A 19,627-nucleotide genomic window follows, 5' to 3' on the forward strand; every position below is an offset into this window, starting at 1 on the left:
GTAAAAGCCTCGCTAAGTTAAGTGAGGCTTTTAATTTGTTTTCTTAAAAGATTTTCAACGAACTTCAATTATCAATTAATATAGTTCATTAAAACAGAATTATATTTTAATATTATTTAGCAATTCAGCTACACTGGAGTACAATACATCTGCGACATATTTTTCAGATTTTTTTTTAACTTCAAAACTCTTTATGTAACAATAATTTAAAAGCATATAACTTACTCACGTATTTAAAAGCATATAAGAAAAGAAAGTTTATGTTAAGAATACCTTGAAAAGTATTAGGACCTATAGAATTTAATTTCTGATAACATTATTTTATTAGAGCAAGAATTTCTTTTTTTCATAGTTAGGATGAATTGTGATCTGGTTTTTAGCTTTATTAAAAATAGCTCTAGTCTTTCATAAAAATTATTAATCTTACTGGGCAAAGAATTTATTCAAAGAAAGTGAATGTTAACTCCACCATTTTAAATATAGATAAATTCAGCAAAAGCATATATTTTGTGAATATTCATCTTGATGGTAACACAAAAGAAATTAAAAAAATTATTAAACAATAATCTTAAAATTAAAAAAACTATCGAGGGTTGTAACCCTCGATAGTTTTAAACTTTACACACTTGGTGAGATATTATCAGTAAAAACTAACGGTTAAGGATGAGATATAAAGTTTTTTAGTTACAACTCCCTAGTTTATCACCATGGTGTGTTACGTGCGCCCAAATAGCATTTACGCTTACACAAATAGTATGTGATCCTCCGTCTGCGGTATTGTGACAGATATATACTTTCTTTTTATTACTGCTACAATACTCATATTCATCATCATTATCGTTGTCATCATCGTTATTTTCATCACTATCATCATCATTATCATCGTCGTCGTTGCCATCACCATCAGAACCATCATCACCGTCTCCACTATCATCATTAGCATCACCATCAGAACCATCATTAGTTGGGAAGCTATCATCACATGCATCCACAGCAAACTGTAAAATTCCTTCTAATTCTACAATATTATACACCATAGTCTCTACACCATCAATATCTAATAAGATGACAGGAAATCTAAGTGTAAACGTATTAGTTGTCGTTAATGTATTAAAGAAATTAATTAACTCAGCATCATTATTGATTATTAATTCTTGTAACCCAACTAAGTCTTCCATATATACATAAAAAGTCATTGGGTAGGCAAATCCAGTACAAGAAGGTGTTGTGTTATAGCTTTTGGTAGATTTGGCGCTAACGGTTCCAACATTATTTTCAGCAACTTGCTTCATTAAACTAATAACATTGTCATTAATTGTTAGTTTGGGTTCATTCTTGCCTTCAATATCACTGTCGATATTTTGACAATACGTAAATACTAACAACGAAAGTATCGCAAGGTATGATGTTAGTTTTTTGAATAATTTTTTGGTTTGTTTCATATATCTAATTTTTTGTTAGAAATTATTAATGCATTCAATTCCAACTCATTAAATACTATTGACTGACTATAAAATACAGCTCATACAGTTATAAAACAATTCAAAGTAAGAAATTCCTCTAACTTTTTCGTTTTATTTTGTTCAAAAGTATTGTGATAACCCATGTCTTTTATATTTTTACGGTCATTTTTATGGGATGTGGCCCTTCGACTTCGCTCAGTATAAATTGCACCGCAGTAAGTTCTGAGTTAGTTAAAAACCATAGGGGACTTAAAATTAACTTGAGTTCAATCTTATAAGCTTCGGGATGTGGCGCAGTCCGGTTAGCGTACACGGCTGGGGGTCGTGTGGTCGCAGGTTCGAATCCTGTCATCCCGACAAAAAGCCTGCTTTAGAGCAGGCTTTTATCTTTTATTTTGAATTTAGAATGTTTAAAACTGATATCTAAGCCCTAAAGCAATATCTAAATCTAAATCATTAGAGCCAAAACCATTTACGAGACCAAATTCTGGTCTAATATCTAAAGATATTAGTAAAGGAATGTCAAAATTATACTCAATGCCTACATTACCATCTGCATTCACAAATATTCCGTCGTCACCATCTATTGCTTTGATATCTACATTACCAATACCAGCACCAAAGCCAGCATACCAATTAAATCCTCCATCAATATTCCATACCCATTGATAAATACCCGTAAGTTTCCAAGCATCATAATTTTTATTATCTCTAAAACCTAAATCTAATTCTAATCTATTACTGTCGCCAAGACTCTTCTGATAGGATATCTCAACACCAAAGCCATCATTGTCTCCCGTTCTAATGCCTAAAGCATTAGACGCAATCTCCTGGCTTTGAACGCATAACAAACCTGTTAAAAATAATGCTGCTGTAAAAATTAATTTTTTCATACTATGAGTTTTTTAAATTGTCAAATTACTTTGATTCAATTATTATGCCTTTTTAAAAATATTGTAAACAAAAGTATTTATTTCGACGAAATTGTTCGATAAACTTAAAAGATAAATTTCATTATTATTTGTATTTATAATACGATTATTAAAAATTCTATTGTGTATCCGTTTTATGTCATCAATATATTTTAAAGTATCATTCCGAATTTATTTCAGAATCTCATCATTCAATAAATATAAGTATTTACAATGAGAACCTGAAACAAGTTCAGGTTGACGAACACCTTTTATGACTCTTTACGCGGATAATCAAAAAATTCTTGACTGGCCTTATAATAAGTAAAAATACTATAAATTTGTCACACTAAATTTTGAAAAATGTCTGATACAATAGAAAAAATAAAATGTTTAATTATAGGTTCGGGCCCTGCAGGCTATAGTGCAGCTGTTTACGCCGCAAGAGCAGATCTAAAACCAGTTATGTACACTGGTTTAGAACCTGGAGGTCAACTAACTACCACTACTGAGGTTGATAACTATTTAGGATATCCAGATGGTATTGATGGTACAGCTATGACCGAAGATTTTAAAAAGCAAGCAGAGCGTTTTAATACTGATATACGATTTGGTTTGGTGACGAATGTTGAATTAAACGATAAAGTTGGTGGTATTCATAAAGTTACTGTTGATGGTACTAAAGAATTAGAAGCTGAAACTGTAATTATTTCTACGGGAGCCACTGCTAAGTATTTAGGGTTAGAAAGCGAAGAACGCTTAAAAGGTGGTGGTGTATCTGCGTGCGCTACTTGTGATGGATTCTTTTATAAAAATCAAGATGTAGTCGTTGTTGGTGGAGGTGATACTGCAGCTGAAGAAGCTACATTTTTAGCTAAACTTTGTACAAAAGTTACGATGTTAGTTCGTAGAGATGAAATGCGTGCTTCGAAAGCGATGCAACATCGTGTAAACAATACGGCTAACCTCGAAGTTTTATATAATACCGAATTAGATGAAGTATTGGGTGATATGGTAGTTGAAGGAGTGCGTGTTGTGAATAATAAAACTGGTACTAAACATGAAATACCTGTGACAGGTGTATTTATTGCCATAGGGCATAAACCAAATACAGACTTATTCAAAGGTATTTTAGAGATGGATGAAACGGGTTATTTACATACTAAAGGTAAATCTACTAAAACCAATTTACCAGGTGTATTTGCTGCGGGTGATGTACAAGATAAAGAATATAGACAAGCTATTACAGCAGCAGGAACTGGTTGTATGGCTGCACTTGATGCTGAACGATATTTAGCTGCATTAGAAGGTTAAAATTATAAATCATTTTTATTCTATTCTAATATAAAGACGAATTTGTTATTTTATAATCGCTTGTTGAATTGCACGTTGCACTTCGGTTCGAATATTTTCTCTTACTAACTTACTATTGTTTGAAGAAGGATGCACTCTATTTGATAAAAACACATATACCAATTCAGTTTCTGGGTCTGCCCAAGTGTAGGTACCTGTATAACCACTATGACCAAAACTTTGATTTGAAACACAAGCACAGGTTGCTTTTTCTTCAAATTTAATTTGCGGTTTGTCAAAACCTAAACCTCTTCGATTTTTTTCATCGGCAAAATGCCTCTTGGTAAACAATTCTATGGTTTCGGGTTTAAAATAACGCCTACCTCCATAATATCCTTTTTGCAAGTACATTTGCATCATCTTTGCCACATCATTTGAGTTGCTAAATAGCCCAGCATTACCATTCACACCGTCTAACATAGCAGCACCTTGATCATGTACTGTACCATGTAACAATTGTTTTCTATAATAACTATCAGCTTCTGTAGGTACGATTCTATATTTTCCGAATTTTTCTAAAGGTTTATAGGTCAGCGTTAAAGCCCCTAATTCGTCGTAGAAATTTTTACTATTAAAAATATTTAAAGGTGTTTTGTACTGTTTTTCAATATAATCTTTAAAAATATAGAAGATAAGACCACTATACTTGTATCCGTTTTTTTCTCGTAATGGAGATTCAGCAATTTTTTTATTAATAGTATCCTGATAACTATCAATTAAATACAAATTCTTTGCAATTTGAGTAGTGAAGCCTTTTGTCTTTTTAACACGGTAATAATCTCGTAAAGGTTTACCCGTAATACTATCTAAAGTCGATAGATAGTAAGGTATCCAGGCTTGTAACCTACCATTATGTGCCAAAGCATTTTTTAGTAAGATAGTATCTTTATTGGTATTTTTTAAATAGGGAAAAATATCACCAAGTTTGGTATCAATCGTAAATTTACCATCTTCATACGCCTTCATAATAGAAGGTGTACCTCCTAAGATTTTTGTAAGCGAAGCAAGATCATATAAGTCGCTATTCTTAACTTTTACCTTACCCTTATACGTATGATTTCCAAAACTCTTTCGATAGATTACTTTCCCTTTTCTAGCAACTAATACTTGCATGCCAGGTGCCATTTTATTAGTAAGTACTATTTGAGCAATTGAATCTATCTTTTGCAATTTTTCACTACTCATTCCTACGTTTTCTGGAACATCATAGGCTAATCTGAATAAACTTTTTGAAGTTATACAGCTCCCTGCACGAAAATCATCGTTAATACTTACTGGCAAAACACCTTTGGTTTCCAAGGCTCCAAAAATCATTTGAGCTGATAAGTCTTGTGCTATATTACTATTCTGGTACGACACTAATACGGCATTAATGTTCGTGAATGATGTTATATCTAACAAACTATAAGGGCTTGCAAAAATATCTAAAATCACTTTCTTAGTACGAGCGATTTCTTGTATCCAAACCATTTCATGGATTTTAAATTTAAAATCTTTCCATGGATTCGCATTCGACTTATGATATCCTAAAATCACAACATCGTAAGGTTTCAACCTCTTCATCAATTGATCTATCTTGGTTTCTTCGATCACATCAATAGCAGCATAATCTCTCAACCTATTTACAAAAGTTTCATTTTCAGCATCTCCTAATTTTACATAGGCAATCTTATTTTTAACTAAATCTTGAATCGGTAAGACATCATTGTCATTTTTTATAAGTGTGATGGCATTTTCCATCAACTTGTGATGCATAGCATTATTCTCAATGGTATTTAAGTCTTCAACCACATTATCTTCGTTAATTGGTCGAAAATTTCTTAAACCCGCCCAATATTTGGCTTTTAATATTTTACGTACCGAATGATTTAATCTTTCTGCGGTAATAATACCTTCTTCATAAGCTTCTTTTAACCGTTCAAAAGATTCTGGTATATCATTAGGCATCAGTAAAATATCATTTCCTGCCTTTACTACTTCTAAATTAATTTCGGCTGAGTCAGAAAAATTGGCAGCGCCTTTCATATTTAATGCATCGGTAAGTATAAGACCTTCATATCCTAATTTATCTTTTAATAAATCGGTTACGATATTTCTAGATAACGAAGAAGGTAAACTTTGATTCGATTCATATGCGGGAACACTTAAATGTGCTACCATTACACTAGCAATACCTGCATCGAAAATTTTCTTGTAAGGATATAGCTCAACAGAATCTAAACGTTCTTTTGTAAATGGGATTACTGGTAACGCATGATGTGAATCGGTATCGGTATCACCATGCCCCGGAAAATGTTTTGCACTTGCCAATACATTTTCACTCTGCATACCTTTGGTAAAAGCAATTGCCTTTTCTGCTACTCTTTTCGGGTCTTCTCCAAAAGACCTATTACCAATAATTGGGTTTTTAGGATTAATATTCACATCAACTACGGGTGCAAAATTAATATGTATCCCTGTTCTTTTTGCATGTTTACCAACCTGCTTTCCAAATTCTTCAATTAATGTGTCATCTTCAATAGCTCCCAAAGTCATGTTCCATGGAAACTTATAGGTATTTTGTAAACGCATATTTAATCCCCATTCACCATCAAAACCAACCAATAACGGAATCTTAGCAACACTCTGAAAACCATTGGTCATTTTCACCTGTTTGTCAGGTGTGCCTTGAAAAAATATAATCCCGCCTACTTTATATTTTTTAATCAGTGCTTCTACTTTCTTCTGATGTGTAATATCTCTATTAGAATATGCAGGTATCATGAACAACTGTCCTATCTTTTCCTCTACAGTCATTGATTTCATAATACTATCTACCCATGTTCTTTGCCCATAATCATCTAACTTTACTAAAGGATCAACATTCTGAGATCGCATAGCAATCGTAGTGAAAAGTACAATGACAAATATGCCTATTTTAGATAGATTCAATTTCATAGATAAATCAGCTTATTTTGAGTGTATTAGTTTAAATAGCGTACGTGCCAGCTATTACTTGCAGGTACTTCCCAAGCGGTTTCGAAATTAGCTTTAGAAGTAATCATATTATTAAAAACGACCGTATCATTTTTTATTTTGTCAGCTTTGGCAAAATCTTTAAATTGTTGCATCGAAACTGTATGTATGTTTTCGCCATTTTTAAATGCAATATTCATTTTATTGGTAAGACTAATACCTAATTTTTTTTCGAGTTCTTGTATTACATGTACCGAAGCATCTATTGAACAACCTGTTGCATTATTAAAATGTTCATCGACCGCAATAATGATAAATTGATTATATCGTATTAAAAAAGAAGCCTTTAAATCATCACCATGTGCTTTCCAGTGTTGGGTAAAAAATTGAAGTTTCTCTGAAACTTGCATTCGTTCATCATCAGTTAGAGCACGATCTGCTTGATATACCCAAACTCTAGCATTACCGTTTAACTCATTAAAATCTACATGCATTTCTAAAACAGTTTATTGTTAAATCCTCTTAATTTAATATTGGTTAATACCTTTTTCGTATATAACGGAAAATCAGCATTCTGTATCCAAGAATAATAGCCTTTATCTTTTTCAAGCACATCTGCTACCTTCTGCCCTTTGTATTTACCGAACGTAAAAATCTCTTCATCTTTATCATTAAAAACGATAAAACCAGCAAAGTCAGCTCTTTTCTTATGTGTTGAATATTCATGCAAAAACTTTATATCGTTTTCTACATCATCATATTTATCTAATTGTGCTTTTAAAATCTCATACGTTGCATTGGTATCCGCTTCTGCTGAATGTGCATTTTCTAATTCTTTATCACAATAAAATTTATACGCAGCACTCAATGTACGTTGTTCTTTTTTATGATAAATCACCTGTACATCTATCGCTACTCTATTTTTCATATCAAAATCTACGCCAGCCCGTAATAATTCTTCTGCTAATAGCGGAATATCAAATCTATTTGAGTTAAAACCAGCGAGATCACAACCTTCAATTAATTTACTTACTTCTTTAGCGAGTTCTTTAAACGTAGGCTCTGTAACCACTTTTTCATTAGTAATACCATGTATCGCAGCTACTTCTGGTGGTATTTCTATTTCAGGATTCACTAACCATGTTTTACTTTCTTTATTACCATTAGGAAATACTTTAAGTATCGAGATTTCAACGATACGATCTTTTGCAATATTTACCCCAGTAGTTTCGAGGTCAAAAAAAACAATCGGTTTTTTTAGGTTTAGCTCCATTTAAAAAAATTATTCTCAAATATACAATTTGGCACTCTATATAATATGTATTTAACACTTAGTTTCGTAGAACTTTTTAACCGATTTTTAAACAAATTGAAGATGTACAACCACTTTTTAATTTCTCTTGATTCTTAACAAATTTTCGGCTAAATTCGCTTATCACTCGCTAAAGAAATAAAGAATTTCTTGAAACCAACTATCCCCAGGGCAAGCCACAGGGGTATTTCGCCAGTTTCATTTTGACCTCAGGGTCAAAAATCGAAATCCTAATTATTTAGATTCCCGTTTTCACAGGAATGACAATTTCAACGGATACCCCGATGCATGCATGCAGGGAATTCTTTTCGATTAAAACTCTACCAAGCTTAACGCTGTAATGCATTTGACAAAAACCGACCGAAAAATGAAAGAAGTTGATAAAAATAGCGTTTAGTTGAAACGAAAAATGGACAAACTTTAAGCACAAAATCTAAAGGAAAATCAAAATACTATACTGCAGGAGGAAAAAGGGAATTAGCAGAAACTGACGAATAGACTCTTGCAAGAGAAATATTGCAGAAATTAGACGTACAAATTAAAAACAATACAATTACAATATATCGGAACTTTCAAAGCTCAACCTGACGGAGCAAAAGAAGGTGTTTTAGTTAAAATGACTTGTTATAAAGCGGAATGTGGTGGAGTTTTAAAACCGAAAAGTGAAATTGAAGAAATAAAATGGCTGAATTATAACAATGTAAACATTATATCGGAAGTAGATAAAAAATATTCAGATTTCTTAAAGAAAATGGCGAATTAAAATAAAAACGCATTATAACAAAGCCGTATAAAATTAAAGTTTACCTTCTCGAATAATTTGGTGCTTCTTTGGTAATCATTACGTCATGAGGATGACTTTCATGAATACCCGAAGAAGTAATTTTTACAAACTTCCCAGAAGTTTTTAATGTTTCTATATCTTTTGCTCCACAATACCCCATACCAGCCCGTAAGCCTCCAACAAATTGGTGTATGCTTTCAACCAATTCTCCTTTATAAGGTACACGACCAACGATACCTTCTGGTACTAGCTTTTTTATATCATCTTCTACATCTTGAAAATAACGGTCTTTAGAACCTTGCTTCATTGCTTCAACAGAACCCATACCACGATATGATTTAAACTTGCGTCCTTCGTATATAATGGTTTCTCCTGGGGATTCTTTTGTGCCAGCTAATAAGGAACCTAACATCACACTATCAGCACCTGCAGCAATCGCTTTGGGTATATCGCCCGTATAACGAATACCCCCATCGGCAATTACGGGAACTCCTGAACCTTTAATAGCATCTGCTACTTCTAAAACAGCCGAAAACTGTGGAAATCCAACCCCTGCAACTACTCTTGTGGTGCAAATTGAACCAGGACCAATACCTACTTTCACCGCATCTGCACCCGCCTCAACTAAATATTTTGCCGCTTCTGGTGTCGCTATATTCCCAACCACAACATCTAGACTGTTAAATTTCTTTTTTACTTCTTTTAAAACACTGACTACTCCTTTGGTATGACCATGTGCAGTATCTATAATTACCGCATCAATACCAGACTTTACCAAAGCTTCTACCCTATCTACAGCATCTGATGTTACTCCTACCGCAGCAGCAACTCTTAATCGTCCATAACTGTCTTTGTTAGCCGTGGGCTTTTGGGTAAGTTTCGTAATATCGCGAAAAGTAATCAAGCCAATTAATCTATAATCATCGTCAACTACTGGCAATTTTTCTATCTTATTTTCTTGTAAAATAACTTCAGCGTCTGATAAAGAAGTTCCTTTACCTGCTGTTACTAAATTCTCACTTGTCATCACCTCAGCAATCTCACGATCATTATTCTTCTCAAAGCGTAGGTCACGATTGGTTACAATACCTAATAATTTCCCAGAATCATCTACCACGGGTATTCCACCAATTTTATGCTCTGCCATATTACGCTTGGCATCTACTACCTTTGCAGTTACTGGTAAAGTTACGGGGTCAATAATCATACCCGACTCCGCTCGTTTTACTTTTCGTACTTCAGCAGCTTGCTGTTCAATCGTCATATTTTTATGGAGTACGCCTATGCCACCCTCTCTTGCCATTGCAATTGCCATTGAAGATTCTGTAACTGTATCCATAGCAGCAGATACAATAGGCACATTGATAGAAATATTTCTTGTAAATTTTGTTTGAATACTAACTTCGCGTGGTAAAATTTCTGAATAAGCAGGAACTAAAAGTACGTCATCATAGGTTAAACCTTCTCCTACAAATTTTGACTGATGAGCTTTCATGATGCAATTAAGATTTAATTGCGAGCAAATATACTCTTTTTAAAGCAAAAAAATAATTAAAAACTTAAAAACTAATGGCATCCGCAATTATCATTATCACAACCTTCTTGGGTATCTTTTTTAAAGAACTTAGTATATAACATCCATATTGCTAATACCAATGCTATTATCACCAATATATTCTGTAGCCAATCCATTATTTTAAGAATTGATAAGCGATTAAAGCACTAAGGTATGCAATAGCTGTCATACCAACTAATTGAATTAAAGGCCATTTCCAAGATCTGGTTTCTCTCTTTACAATTGCCAATGTACTCATACATTGCATGGCAAATGCATAAAATAATAGGATTGATATACCAGAAGCCAAGTTATAGATTGGCTTGCCAGAAATACGATCTCTCTCTTTTTGCATCTTATTCTTTATAGAAGCTTCTTCTTCGCTACCCACACTATAAATTGTTGCTAAGGTTCCTACAAAGACTTCACGGGCTGCAAATGATGTAATTAATGCTATGCCTATCTTCCAATCATAGCCTAATGGTTTAATAATGGGCTCTATGGTTTTACCCATTATGCCGATATAAGAGTTCTCTAATTTATACGAAGCTATTTTAGTAGCCAATTCTTCATTATCAAGATTTACATGTTCTTTTTTTACAATTTGTGCTGCGTTTTTAAATTCTTGTGTAGGTCCATTAGAAGCTAATACCCATAAAATGATGGAAATCGCTAATATGATTTTACCTGCACCAAAAACAAAAGCTTTGGTTTTCTCTAATACATGATAAAATATATTCTTTAGCAGTGGCATTTTATAATCTGGCATCTCAATTACAAAATAAGATTTAGACTTTATTTTTAAAGTCTTTTCTAATATTACTGCTGCAATGATCGCCGATGCAAAACCTAAAAGATATAACGCCATTAAGGTTAATCCTTGTAAATTAAAAATACCTCCCAATACATTTTTGTTAGGTATCACTAAACTTATAATGATGGCATAGACTGGAATTCTTGCTGAACATGTTGTAAAAGGTGTTACTAAAATGGTAATTAAACGCTCTTTCCAACTTTCTATATTTCTCGATGACATAATCGCAGGAATCGCACAAGCTGTACCCGAAATAAGTGGTACAACACTCTTACCACTTAGTCCAAATCGCTTCATGATTCTATCCATTAAAAAAACCACTCTACTCATATAACCTGTTTCTTCTAGTATGGCTAAGATCATAAATAGAAATGCGATTTGCGGAATAAAAATAACGACACCACCAATACCTGGAATAATACCTTCGGCAAGTAGGCTGGTAAATACGCCTGGAGCCACATTATTTTTTACCCACTCACTTAACGACGCGAAAGATTCGTCTATAAAGTCCATTGGCTTCTCAGACCAATAAAACAATCCTTGAAAAATTAAAAATAAAATTGCAAAGAAAATAAGGTATCCAAAAATAGGATGTGTTAATACTCCATCTAATCTTGTACGAAGATCAGTAGCCTTATCTCGATTAAAAGTATATGACTTGTTAAGTATCCCTGTTAAAAATTGATATCTTTTTATGGTATCTCTATGTTTCTTATCTCTTTTCTTATCCTTCTTATCGAGAATACCCTCTGTATAAACAAAACAAGGTTCTAATGAAAGTGTCTTATAATTGATAATAGCTTGTTTGAGTTTAGTGATGCCCGTATTCTCTTTAGTACTGATGAGTACTATGCTCGTTTTTAAATCTTGTTCAAGGCTTTCTACATCTAAGGAAATACCTTTTTTACGCATCTGGTCATGCATGTTAATAGCAAGAATAGTAGGTAATCCTAGATCTTTAACTTGTGTGAAAAGTAATAGATTACGTTTAAGATTTTCTACATCAGCAATCACCACTACTACATGTGGGTATTCTTTATTTTCTTTATTTGCGAGTACTTTTACAGCAATGTCTTCGTCTAAAGAAGATGGATTTAAGCTATAGGTTCCTGGTAAATCGATAACAGAAGCTTTTTCTGAGGGTGATAATTTAGAAATGCCTGTCTTTTTATCTACTGTAACACCCGGGTAATTACCTACTTTTTGATTTAGACCTGTGAGTCTGTTAAATAAGGACGTTTTTCCGGTATTTGGATTACCTACTAAGGCAACTTTTAACAACTTGCTCATACACGTTCTACTTGAATTTTAGCAGCTGTTTTTTTTCTAATAGCTAAGTAGGTGCCATTAATATTTAAATATAATGGATCAGAAAATGGAGCATGTTGAACCAACTCTACATAACTACCTTCTATACAACCCATTTCTATAAGCTTGAGTGGAATTTTTTTTACAAGAAATTTTTTGATAACCGCACGCTCTCCCTTTACCAAATCATCAATGGTGATCTTCATAAACTAAATAGCAGATTTAGCTTGCTAAAATACGCTATTATTTAGAATAATTCTAATTTAGGAATGGTAATCTATTGCACTTTATTGTATTTACTTCTCCAGATATACTCACTAAAGTTTTTCCCCGAAGCAATACCATAAAAAAGTATAAAACCAATGGCAAATTTAAAGTAAAATAGAAATAGCATTAAATGATACACTGGTTTTGTATTGCCATTAAAAATGAAATTCGTACTAAGTATTGTAAGTAAAATACATACCGTAAATATTGTAAAACCTAAATTACCTACATTTTTTAATGACCACATTTTGTATTTACGCAATGGGTGTAGGTCTTTTCCCCATTTATAAATCAAATAGTAATAACCCTTACCCATAGGTGCAAACAATACAGGATCATCTGCTTTTTTTAGCACAAAAAGTTTAGAGGGCACAATGATCTTAAAATTAGTGAGTGTGGTATTATGTATTTTTTCTAGTTGATGAATTTTGGAAATAACTTCTTCTGGATATTCACCCTTAAAATATTTTGTAGGAAGAAAACGCAGTCTATAGTCAATACATATTTTTCTAATTTGATCTATATGAAAAATATAACCAGCGTCTATACTATCAATATCAAACTTATTTTCAGATTTTTCTTGATGGTTTTGAAGTTTTTGAAGTGTTGCTTCGCGATCTTTATCTAGGTCATTAAATATATTTTCAACCCAATGGAGGATATTGTTTTCACCTACTGTTTTGTTGCGTTCTTTTCGTAGCTGCTCGTATAAATTTATTTCTTTCAACATCTTCGTTTTCTTTTTATAAAAATACAACAAAATCAATTATTTTAAAGACACTTTTAAAAAAGGCTTTATTTAGAATCAGTAAAATTTAAGTAGTTTCTTTTTTGAGTAACTGACTTAAAATTATAAGTACAGAGACAGTATATGAAAGTGTCATCAATGATCCCGAAAGTATAATGATATATTTCATCCATGCCAAGCCTTTCCATAATAAATAAATACCTCCAAAAGTTAATATAATCGAAATAAAGGGTTCTATCATTAAGAACAATTTAATTTTTTTATTTTTCATTTTAGTTAAAGCTAATAATGACCCAACAAGAAAAAAAATGAGTGACATTGATAAGATGTGAGAATGTACCGTAGTAAGAATTTCGCGCTCAGATTTTTTAAACTTCATTACCTTGGCATCTTCTATATGTTCATTGCCGTTATAATTTTCTTCAATACCTTCTGGCACCAATGAAGTTGTTGTATTCACAAATAAAAGACCCGTAAAAAAACCAATGCTTAATACTACTAAAAAAGCTGCAATTAAAAGCTTAATCTCTTTAGGAAAAGTAAGTAGCAATCCGTCAACTTGCATATACTAAATAGCTTTATGCTCTTGAAGAATATCAATAGAATGTAGCAAGCTATTTACAGCAATAGTCATAGAATTTGCAGAAATAGTAGCACCAGATATTGCAATGATATCTTTTTCATAGGCTAGTTTATCTTTACAACTTTTACCATTAAATTGCTTTAACCAACGCTTACTTCCTATTTCTCCTCCATAGTCTTCTCTGTAAATTAACACTTTGGTTTTTTTGATGATAAATGCCGTATCAAATAGTACTAAATAATCAAACTCATCTGTTTTACTTGGAGCTTTATCTACATAAGCATACCCTATTAACTTAGAATCTGACAGTATTTTAAACAAAGTGTTTTCTTCTATTTTTTTTTGAAGTTTAACATTTATAGCATCCTTAACTACAACAGCTTGAAAAGTGAATGATTCGGTACTAAATGTAGTTTTTACCTCTTTATCAATCTTCTTTTTTAGTTTAGAAGGTATTGTATTAAACGACATTAAAATAAATACCGTTAAAAGTAAAATAACATTAAAAGTCTTATAAAAACTCATGATGCAAATGTAAAATTTTATTTATAATAAATCTAAATAAAAATGAAAAACCGAAATAAATCTTAAACTTATTTCGGTTTTGAACAGAAACCAACTACTTAAATAAAATCTTTTTTTAGAACCATACTCCCACTCCAAAATTCAATCTATTAGTACCTGTATTCGCTGCATTATCTCTAAATTGATAATCTGCTTTTACAACGGCTCCAGGCGCCAATTTGTAGCTTAAACCAAAAGTCCATTCATCTCTATCATATGATAAGTTTCGTTCTAGATTTCTATCAACAGATTGATGCGTATCATAATCTTCGTAACGGGCAAAAGCAAATAACTGTTGTTTTTTTTCTTGAGGCAATAAATTATACGCTGCTTCTAGATACCACCCTTGCAAAGCACTTCCTAAATTTCTTCCAGTAAGTTTATTATAAGCTTCAGCATCTGAAATATTAGCATAAATAAACTGTCCTCTCGCGGTAAATCGTTGATATGCATAACGTGCATCGGCTCCTATCATAGTAACACCTACATCGGCTCCATCAAGATCATCTACATCATCATCAGCTTGTGTTCTTCCTAAATAGGTTGACAAACCTAAACGTAATCCGGGTACACCGTAATGATCTAGTTTAGCAGAAAAGGTAGGCTTGTTAATAGTAGATTGAATTCCTTTTTGACGTCCTCCTCGTAAACCCGAACTTCCGCCTAAAAATCCTCTTACACCGTCACCATCGGGTGTAGTAGATTTAAATCCATTCATTATATAGGCTTGATAACGTAAAGATGCATTATCAAATCGACCAGATACTCCAAAACCAATTTCTCGCCATGTTGTAGGTACAATGGCACCATCGATACTTGGGCGCTCAACACCATTGAAAGTAGTGGGTTCGTGATATTCATTGACAATACCCATAGGTACTAACATCAAACCAGCTCGTAGATTCACATTGTCATTTAAACTATACTGTAAAAATGCTTGCTCTACAAATACTTCTTGTACATGCTCAAACTCAATCTCAGTAACGAATTGTGTACGATCGTTAAATTTATATCCAAAAAGTATGACTAAACGTTGTACATCTAATTCACCATTGTCGCCTTCGGGTTGATTATATAATATTTCGCCATAACCACCAACAGTTACACCTGTATTAATATTACCTGATAAAATACGTTGTGCTGCATTTTGCTGGTTTTGAGGGTTTGTATATAACGAATCTGGAACAGTTTGACCATAAGAAATCATACTAAAAAGCATGACTACTAAGACAATTTTAAAAGTTTTCATTGTTTTTATTTAGATTAATTATAAATAATATTTAAATTACGATGGCAAATGTACATTACAGATAATTAAATAACAAAAGTTATTTAGAATAATTTTAAATAAAGGATTAAATAATTGATTTAAAGCACCTTAATCAATTCATAAACAATTGATTTTGAATTTGATGAAATTTCAAATACTCATAATCTCTATTAAATCGATGTGAAAAAAGTAGTTTAAGCTCTTTAAGTTCTTCAATATTTAATGAGATAAGTAAGTTTTTATGCCCAATAGGAAGTTGTATTTTTTTACCATGTAACTCATCGTTGAAATGATATTCGTAATACCCAGCATCAATTGAAGTAATATAATTGCAAAAGTGGTAATATTCTTTATCATTAAAACTAAAATCTAAGTTTTTGAATTGCACTTGAAAGTTTTCACAACTCTTACATTGAAACACAATACCATTTTCAGTTTTACTTATAATCTTAATTTCAGAACACATATTTGCCTCTATTAGTTGACAAATATACTAGAAGATTTTTATTATTTAGAATTATTCTAAATAATTATTTTGAAGATTTCAAATAGTTAATGACCACTTTTCTAATGTCAGAAGTTAGTTCTTCTTTATTAGGAGTATAGATTGAAACTACACTTTTATTATCAGGTTTTAAAAAAGGAATATCAAATCCTTTTAAGAGATAATCACTAAAAGCAACCGTATATGTTTTGGTTTCATTAATGGGGTAGCCTTTAACAAGCCATTGACCATTTTCGAATTCAGCATTGTATCGTTGTAAATAGGCTCCATCTCCCGCCTGAGACTTGCCATAGTTAAGTACGTCTTTTAATAAATTTCCTTTGATAGCTACTTTTAAAATCCCTCCACCGAAAGGTAATACTCTAAAAATATCGATACTGGTAATATTGCCTTCTAATTGATCATCAATTCTAATAGAACCTCCGTTTACTAAAGCACAATCAACCTCATCATTAAAACCATATGACATTGCCTCAGTAATTAATTTACCAAGATTCGTTTGATGGCTTCTTATGGGTTTATCCCTTCCATCTAAAGGTTTTTCTGTAACATAAATTATCTCGTTAGGATCAGATACGATCTCTTTTATCTTAGTTTCTAAAACTTTATTCCATTTATTTACAAGTTTTGTTACGTTTTCATCTTCGCCACTCTTCGCATTAATGGGTACTAATTCTGATCTTAGTTGAAGTTTCTTATTTCTTTTATCATAATTAATTCTATGCACATAAACTGTCTTTGCATTAGCATCTGCTTTTGCAATTTTTGTATTGTCAACTTCTACCAGCATATTATTATGTTCATGACCTCCCATAATTAGGGGTACTTGTGGTAACAGTTGGGCAATTTTCTGATCTTGTTCTATCTCAACATGTGTTAAACCAATTACAAAATCAGTTTTATCTTTTAAATCATTATACGCTCTTTTTGCTTGTTCATACATATCTGTGTATGCAACATAACTTGTCGGATTCGATGGAATTACGACACCAAAAAAACCAATCTTTACAATAGTTCCATCAGTGTCTTTTGCTTCGATAATATGTGTATCAGAAGTAAATTCTTTTATGCCTTTTTTTTCTTTATAAAAAGGAAATGTAGTACCACAAAATTTTTGACGTGCATTGGCAGAAGTCCATGCAAACTCAGATTCGTTAAGTCTTTGTTGGAGTTCATTTTTACTAAGGTCAAACTCATGATTTCCGAAAGTCACTAAGTCAACTCCCAAAGCATTCATCACCTCAATCATTTGCTTTCCTTTAATTCGTTGCCCATCAACTTTTAGTGTACCCAACAAAGAAGGATTTAAAAAATCACCTGCCATAAAAGTATATGTATTCTTATTTTCAGCGAGTAGTTTATTTCTGACACTTGCTACACGAGCCATCCCTCCTACTTTACCACCTTCTAATGGAGCAATTTCATAGACATCATTTAACTGCAAAAAAGTGAGTTCAATTTTACCATCATCTACTATAACTTGATTCTTCGTTATTGGCTGTTGTGTTCTACATGAAATAAATACAGTTATAAACAATACAAATAAAAGGGATTTAAAAATCTTCATGTCATAAATTCTATTGCATAAAATTAAATTAATAACTTAGTAGAACAAAATCAAATTCAATGAAAAATAATGTTTATGCCATCATTTTTGGATTGGCCATCGTGATAGCAGCTGCTCTATTAGGAAATGCTTTTAAAAATAGAAATAGTAAAGATGGTACTATTACAGTTACTGGTTTAGGTAAAGCAGATTTTACAAGTGATCTGATCGTTTGGGAAGGAAGCTATTCAACGCTTAACTCAAACCTCCAACAAGCATATGCTAGTTTAGAAAATGATAAAAAGATCATTACGAATTACCTAAATGACAAAGGTGTAAATACAAATGAGATTGTTTTTAAAGCAGTAACTACATCAGAAAAGAAAGAACAGAATTATTCTGAAACAGGTCGTTATATGGGAGATAAATTTATAGGATATCAGTTATCTCAATCTATTAAAATTGAGTCAACAAATGTAGCGCTGGTTGAAAAAATTTCGCGAGAGATTACCGAATTATTAAATAAAGGAGTTCAATTTTATTCACAACCGCCTCGCTATTATTATACCAAATTAGCCGATTTAAAGATTGAAATGATCTCTAAAGCTACTGAAGATGCTCGGGTACGCGCAGAAAAAATTGCAGAAAATTCGGGTTCGACTTTAGGAGATCTTATAGATGCAAAAATGGGTATCTTTCAAATTACGGGTCAAAATTCAAATGAAAATTACTCTTGGGGAGGTACATTTAATACCTCAGCAAAAAAGAAGACAGCCTCTATTACTATGAAATTGAATTATAAGGTGAAATAAATTAATGGAAAACTTCTGTTGATTTATTATACGATACCTTAAAAGTATCTTGATCTACACCTATATTCACTTTCTTTTCATTAAAATAAGCTACTAAATGCTCTGTAGGCATATTTCCTGTTAATTCATCTTTTGCCATTGGGCAACCTCCAAAACCTTTGATGGCACCATCAAAACGTCTGCATCCTGAAGTATAGGCAGCGTCAACTTTTTCGTGCCATAGTGTTGGCGTAGTATGTAAATGCGCACCGAATTCTATTTCTGGATATTTTGGGATTAAGTTCGAAAATAAATAGGTTATAATATCGGGTGTAGAACTACCAATGGTATCTGATAACGAAAGAATACGAACGCCCATTTTAGAAAGTTTTTCAGTCCAATCTGCAACAATATCTACATTCCATGGATCACCATAAGGATTGCCAAAACCCATCGAAAGATATGCCACAACTTCTTTGCTCGATTTTGTTGCTAAATTCAGTATGCTATCTAAGACTTCAACAGACTGCGCTATGGTCTTACTTGTATTTCGCATTTGAAAGTTCTCTGAAATAGAAAAAGGATATCCCAAATAGTCAATTTCGTCAAACTGTATCGCATCATTAGCACCCCTAATATTGGCGACAATTGCCAGTAATTTGCTCTCTGTATTCGATAGGTCTAATTGTCCTAAAACCTCAGCTGTATCCTTCATTTGCGGAATCGCTTTGGGTGATACGAAACTACCAAAGTCTATGGTGTCAAAACCAACTTTAAGTAATGAATTTATGTAATTAGCTTTTGTAGCTGCAGGTATATGATACTCTTTTATACCTTGCATCGCATCGCGAGGACATTCAATGATTTTTACTTGGTCTGTCATTGCTGATAAAAATAG

20 protein-coding genes and 1 tRNA gene are annotated in these 19,627 nt (G+C 32.5%); 5 read left to right on the top strand and 16 right to left on the bottom strand.

Going from position 1 to position 19,627, the window contains the following annotated elements:
* The first annotated feature begins 416 nt into the window (after positions 1-416).
* On the top strand, positions 417-566 hold the full coding sequence (locus AC1EUY_RS01710) for a T9SS type A sorting domain-containing protein (RefSeq protein WP_480193888.1): 150 nt from the start codon (positions 417-419) through the stop codon (positions 564-566).
* A 114-nt stretch (positions 567-680) separates the two neighbouring features.
* On the opposite strand, the gene AC1EUY_RS01715 is transcribed toward AC1EUY_RS01710, so the two are convergent.
* Positions 681-1,442, bottom strand: a complete 762-nt coding sequence (locus AC1EUY_RS01715; protein WP_480193771.1) for a hypothetical protein — start codon at positions 1,440-1,442, stop codon at positions 681-683.
* Between the two features lie 303 nt (positions 1,443-1,745).
* On the opposite strand from AC1EUY_RS01715, the gene AC1EUY_RS01720 reads away from it, so the two are divergent.
* A tRNA-Pro gene (locus AC1EUY_RS01720) sits at positions 1,746-1,820 on the top strand.
* Between the two features lie 53 nt (positions 1,821-1,873).
* On the opposite strand, the gene AC1EUY_RS01725 is transcribed toward AC1EUY_RS01720, so the two are convergent.
* Positions 1,874-2,356, bottom strand: coding sequence for a hypothetical protein (locus AC1EUY_RS01725; protein WP_480193772.1), 483 nt, complete (start codon positions 2,354-2,356; stop codon positions 1,874-1,876).
* Positions 2,357-2,737: 381 nt separating this feature from the next.
* On the opposite strand from AC1EUY_RS01725, the gene trxB reads away from it, so the two are divergent.
* Positions 2,738-3,688 (top strand): thioredoxin-disulfide reductase, encoded by a 951-nt coding sequence (trxB, locus tag AC1EUY_RS01730; protein ID WP_480193773.1) that lies wholly within the window; start codon positions 2,738-2,740, stop codon positions 3,686-3,688.
* Between the two features lie 45 nt (positions 3,689-3,733).
* Here trxB and AC1EUY_RS01735 read toward each other — a convergent pair whose 3' ends face one another.
* The 3 genes from AC1EUY_RS01735 to AC1EUY_RS01745 are packed head-to-tail and all read right to left on the bottom strand — an operon-like array spanning position 3,734 to position 7,955.
* Positions 3,734-6,664, bottom strand: a complete 2,931-nt coding sequence (locus AC1EUY_RS01735) for a serine hydrolase domain-containing protein (RefSeq protein ID WP_480193774.1) — start codon at positions 6,662-6,664, stop codon at positions 3,734-3,736.
* Between the two features lie 26 nt (positions 6,665-6,690).
* Positions 6,691-7,176: an ABC transporter ATPase gene (locus AC1EUY_RS01740; RefSeq protein ID WP_480193775.1), complete on the bottom strand. Its 486-nt coding sequence runs from the start codon at positions 7,174-7,176 to the stop codon at positions 6,691-6,693.
* A 2-nt stretch (positions 7,177-7,178) separates the two neighbouring features.
* Positions 7,179-7,955 (bottom strand): exonuclease domain-containing protein, encoded by a 777-nt coding sequence (locus AC1EUY_RS01745; RefSeq protein WP_480193776.1) that lies wholly within the window; start codon positions 7,953-7,955, stop codon positions 7,179-7,181.
* Between the two features lie 655 nt (positions 7,956-8,610).
* Here AC1EUY_RS01745 and AC1EUY_RS01750 point away from each other — a divergent pair.
* Positions 8,611-8,757, top strand: a complete 147-nt coding sequence (locus AC1EUY_RS01750) for a hypothetical protein (protein ID WP_480193777.1) — start codon at positions 8,611-8,613, stop codon at positions 8,755-8,757.
* A 40-nt stretch (positions 8,758-8,797) separates the two neighbouring features.
* Here the strand turns inward: AC1EUY_RS01750 and guaB are convergent, their stop codons facing one another.
* From guaB to AC1EUY_RS01800, 10 genes are all read right to left on the bottom strand, one after another.
* Positions 8,798-10,273 (bottom strand): IMP dehydrogenase, encoded by a 1,476-nt coding sequence (guaB, locus tag AC1EUY_RS01755; protein WP_480193778.1) that lies wholly within the window; start codon positions 10,271-10,273, stop codon positions 8,798-8,800.
* A gap of 71 nt (positions 10,274-10,344) precedes the next feature.
* Positions 10,345-10,470, bottom strand: a complete 126-nt coding sequence (locus AC1EUY_RS01760; protein WP_480193779.1) for a FeoB-associated Cys-rich membrane protein — start codon at positions 10,468-10,470, stop codon at positions 10,345-10,347.
* The gene (gene feoB / locus AC1EUY_RS01765; protein ID WP_480193780.1) at positions 10,470-12,437 is read right to left on the bottom strand and encodes a ferrous iron transport protein B; all 1,968 of its coding nucleotides are present in this window, start codon (positions 12,435-12,437) and stop codon (positions 10,470-10,472) included. Before feoB ends, AC1EUY_RS01760 begins: the two co-directional genes overlap by 1 nt.
* The gene (locus tag AC1EUY_RS01770; protein ID WP_480193781.1) at positions 12,434-12,661 is read right to left on the bottom strand and encodes a FeoA family protein; all 228 of its coding nucleotides are present in this window, start codon (positions 12,659-12,661) and stop codon (positions 12,434-12,436) included. The genes feoB and AC1EUY_RS01770 overlap by 4 nt, the downstream gene beginning before the upstream one ends.
* Before the next feature lie 71 nt (positions 12,662-12,732).
* Positions 12,733-13,452, bottom strand: coding sequence for a hypothetical protein (locus AC1EUY_RS01775; protein WP_480193782.1), 720 nt, complete (start codon positions 13,450-13,452; stop codon positions 12,733-12,735).
* Positions 13,453-13,537: 85 nt separating this feature from the next.
* Positions 13,538-14,035 carry a hypothetical protein gene (locus AC1EUY_RS01780; RefSeq protein ID WP_480193783.1) on the bottom strand — a complete coding sequence of 166 codons (498 nt, stop codon included), beginning with the start codon at positions 14,033-14,035 and terminating at the stop codon, positions 13,538-13,540.
* A gap of 3 nt (positions 14,036-14,038) precedes the next feature.
* On the bottom strand, positions 14,039-14,578 hold the full coding sequence (locus AC1EUY_RS01785; protein WP_480193784.1) for an FMN-binding protein: 540 nt from the start codon (positions 14,576-14,578) through the stop codon (positions 14,039-14,041).
* Between the two features lie 115 nt (positions 14,579-14,693).
* Positions 14,694-15,866, bottom strand: a complete 1,173-nt coding sequence (locus AC1EUY_RS01790) for a porin (protein ID WP_480193785.1) — start codon at positions 15,864-15,866, stop codon at positions 14,694-14,696.
* Between the two features lie 133 nt (positions 15,867-15,999).
* Positions 16,000-16,353 carry a DUF6686 family protein gene (locus tag AC1EUY_RS01795; RefSeq protein WP_480193786.1) on the bottom strand — a complete coding sequence of 118 codons (354 nt, stop codon included), beginning with the start codon at positions 16,351-16,353 and terminating at the stop codon, positions 16,000-16,002.
* Between the two features lie 64 nt (positions 16,354-16,417).
* Positions 16,418-17,959 (bottom strand): bifunctional metallophosphatase/5'-nucleotidase, encoded by a 1,542-nt coding sequence (locus AC1EUY_RS01800; RefSeq protein ID WP_480193787.1) that lies wholly within the window; start codon positions 17,957-17,959, stop codon positions 16,418-16,420.
* A gap of 59 nt (positions 17,960-18,018) precedes the next feature.
* Here AC1EUY_RS01800 and AC1EUY_RS01805 point away from each other — a divergent pair, with 59 nt between their 5' ends.
* Entirely contained in the window at positions 18,019-18,750 is a 732-nt protein-coding gene (locus tag AC1EUY_RS01805; protein WP_480193788.1) for an SIMPL domain-containing protein, read from the top strand.
* Between the two features lies 1 nt (position 18,751).
* Here AC1EUY_RS01805 and AC1EUY_RS01810 read toward each other — a convergent pair whose 3' ends face one another.
* On the bottom strand, positions 18,752-19,612 hold the full coding sequence (locus AC1EUY_RS01810) for a hydroxymethylglutaryl-CoA lyase (RefSeq protein ID WP_480193789.1): 861 nt from the start codon (positions 19,610-19,612) through the stop codon (positions 18,752-18,754).
* Positions 19,613-19,627 lie beyond the last annotated feature (15 nt).

It is taken from the genome of Maritimimonas sp. 2210JD6-3 (assembly GCF_056591795.1).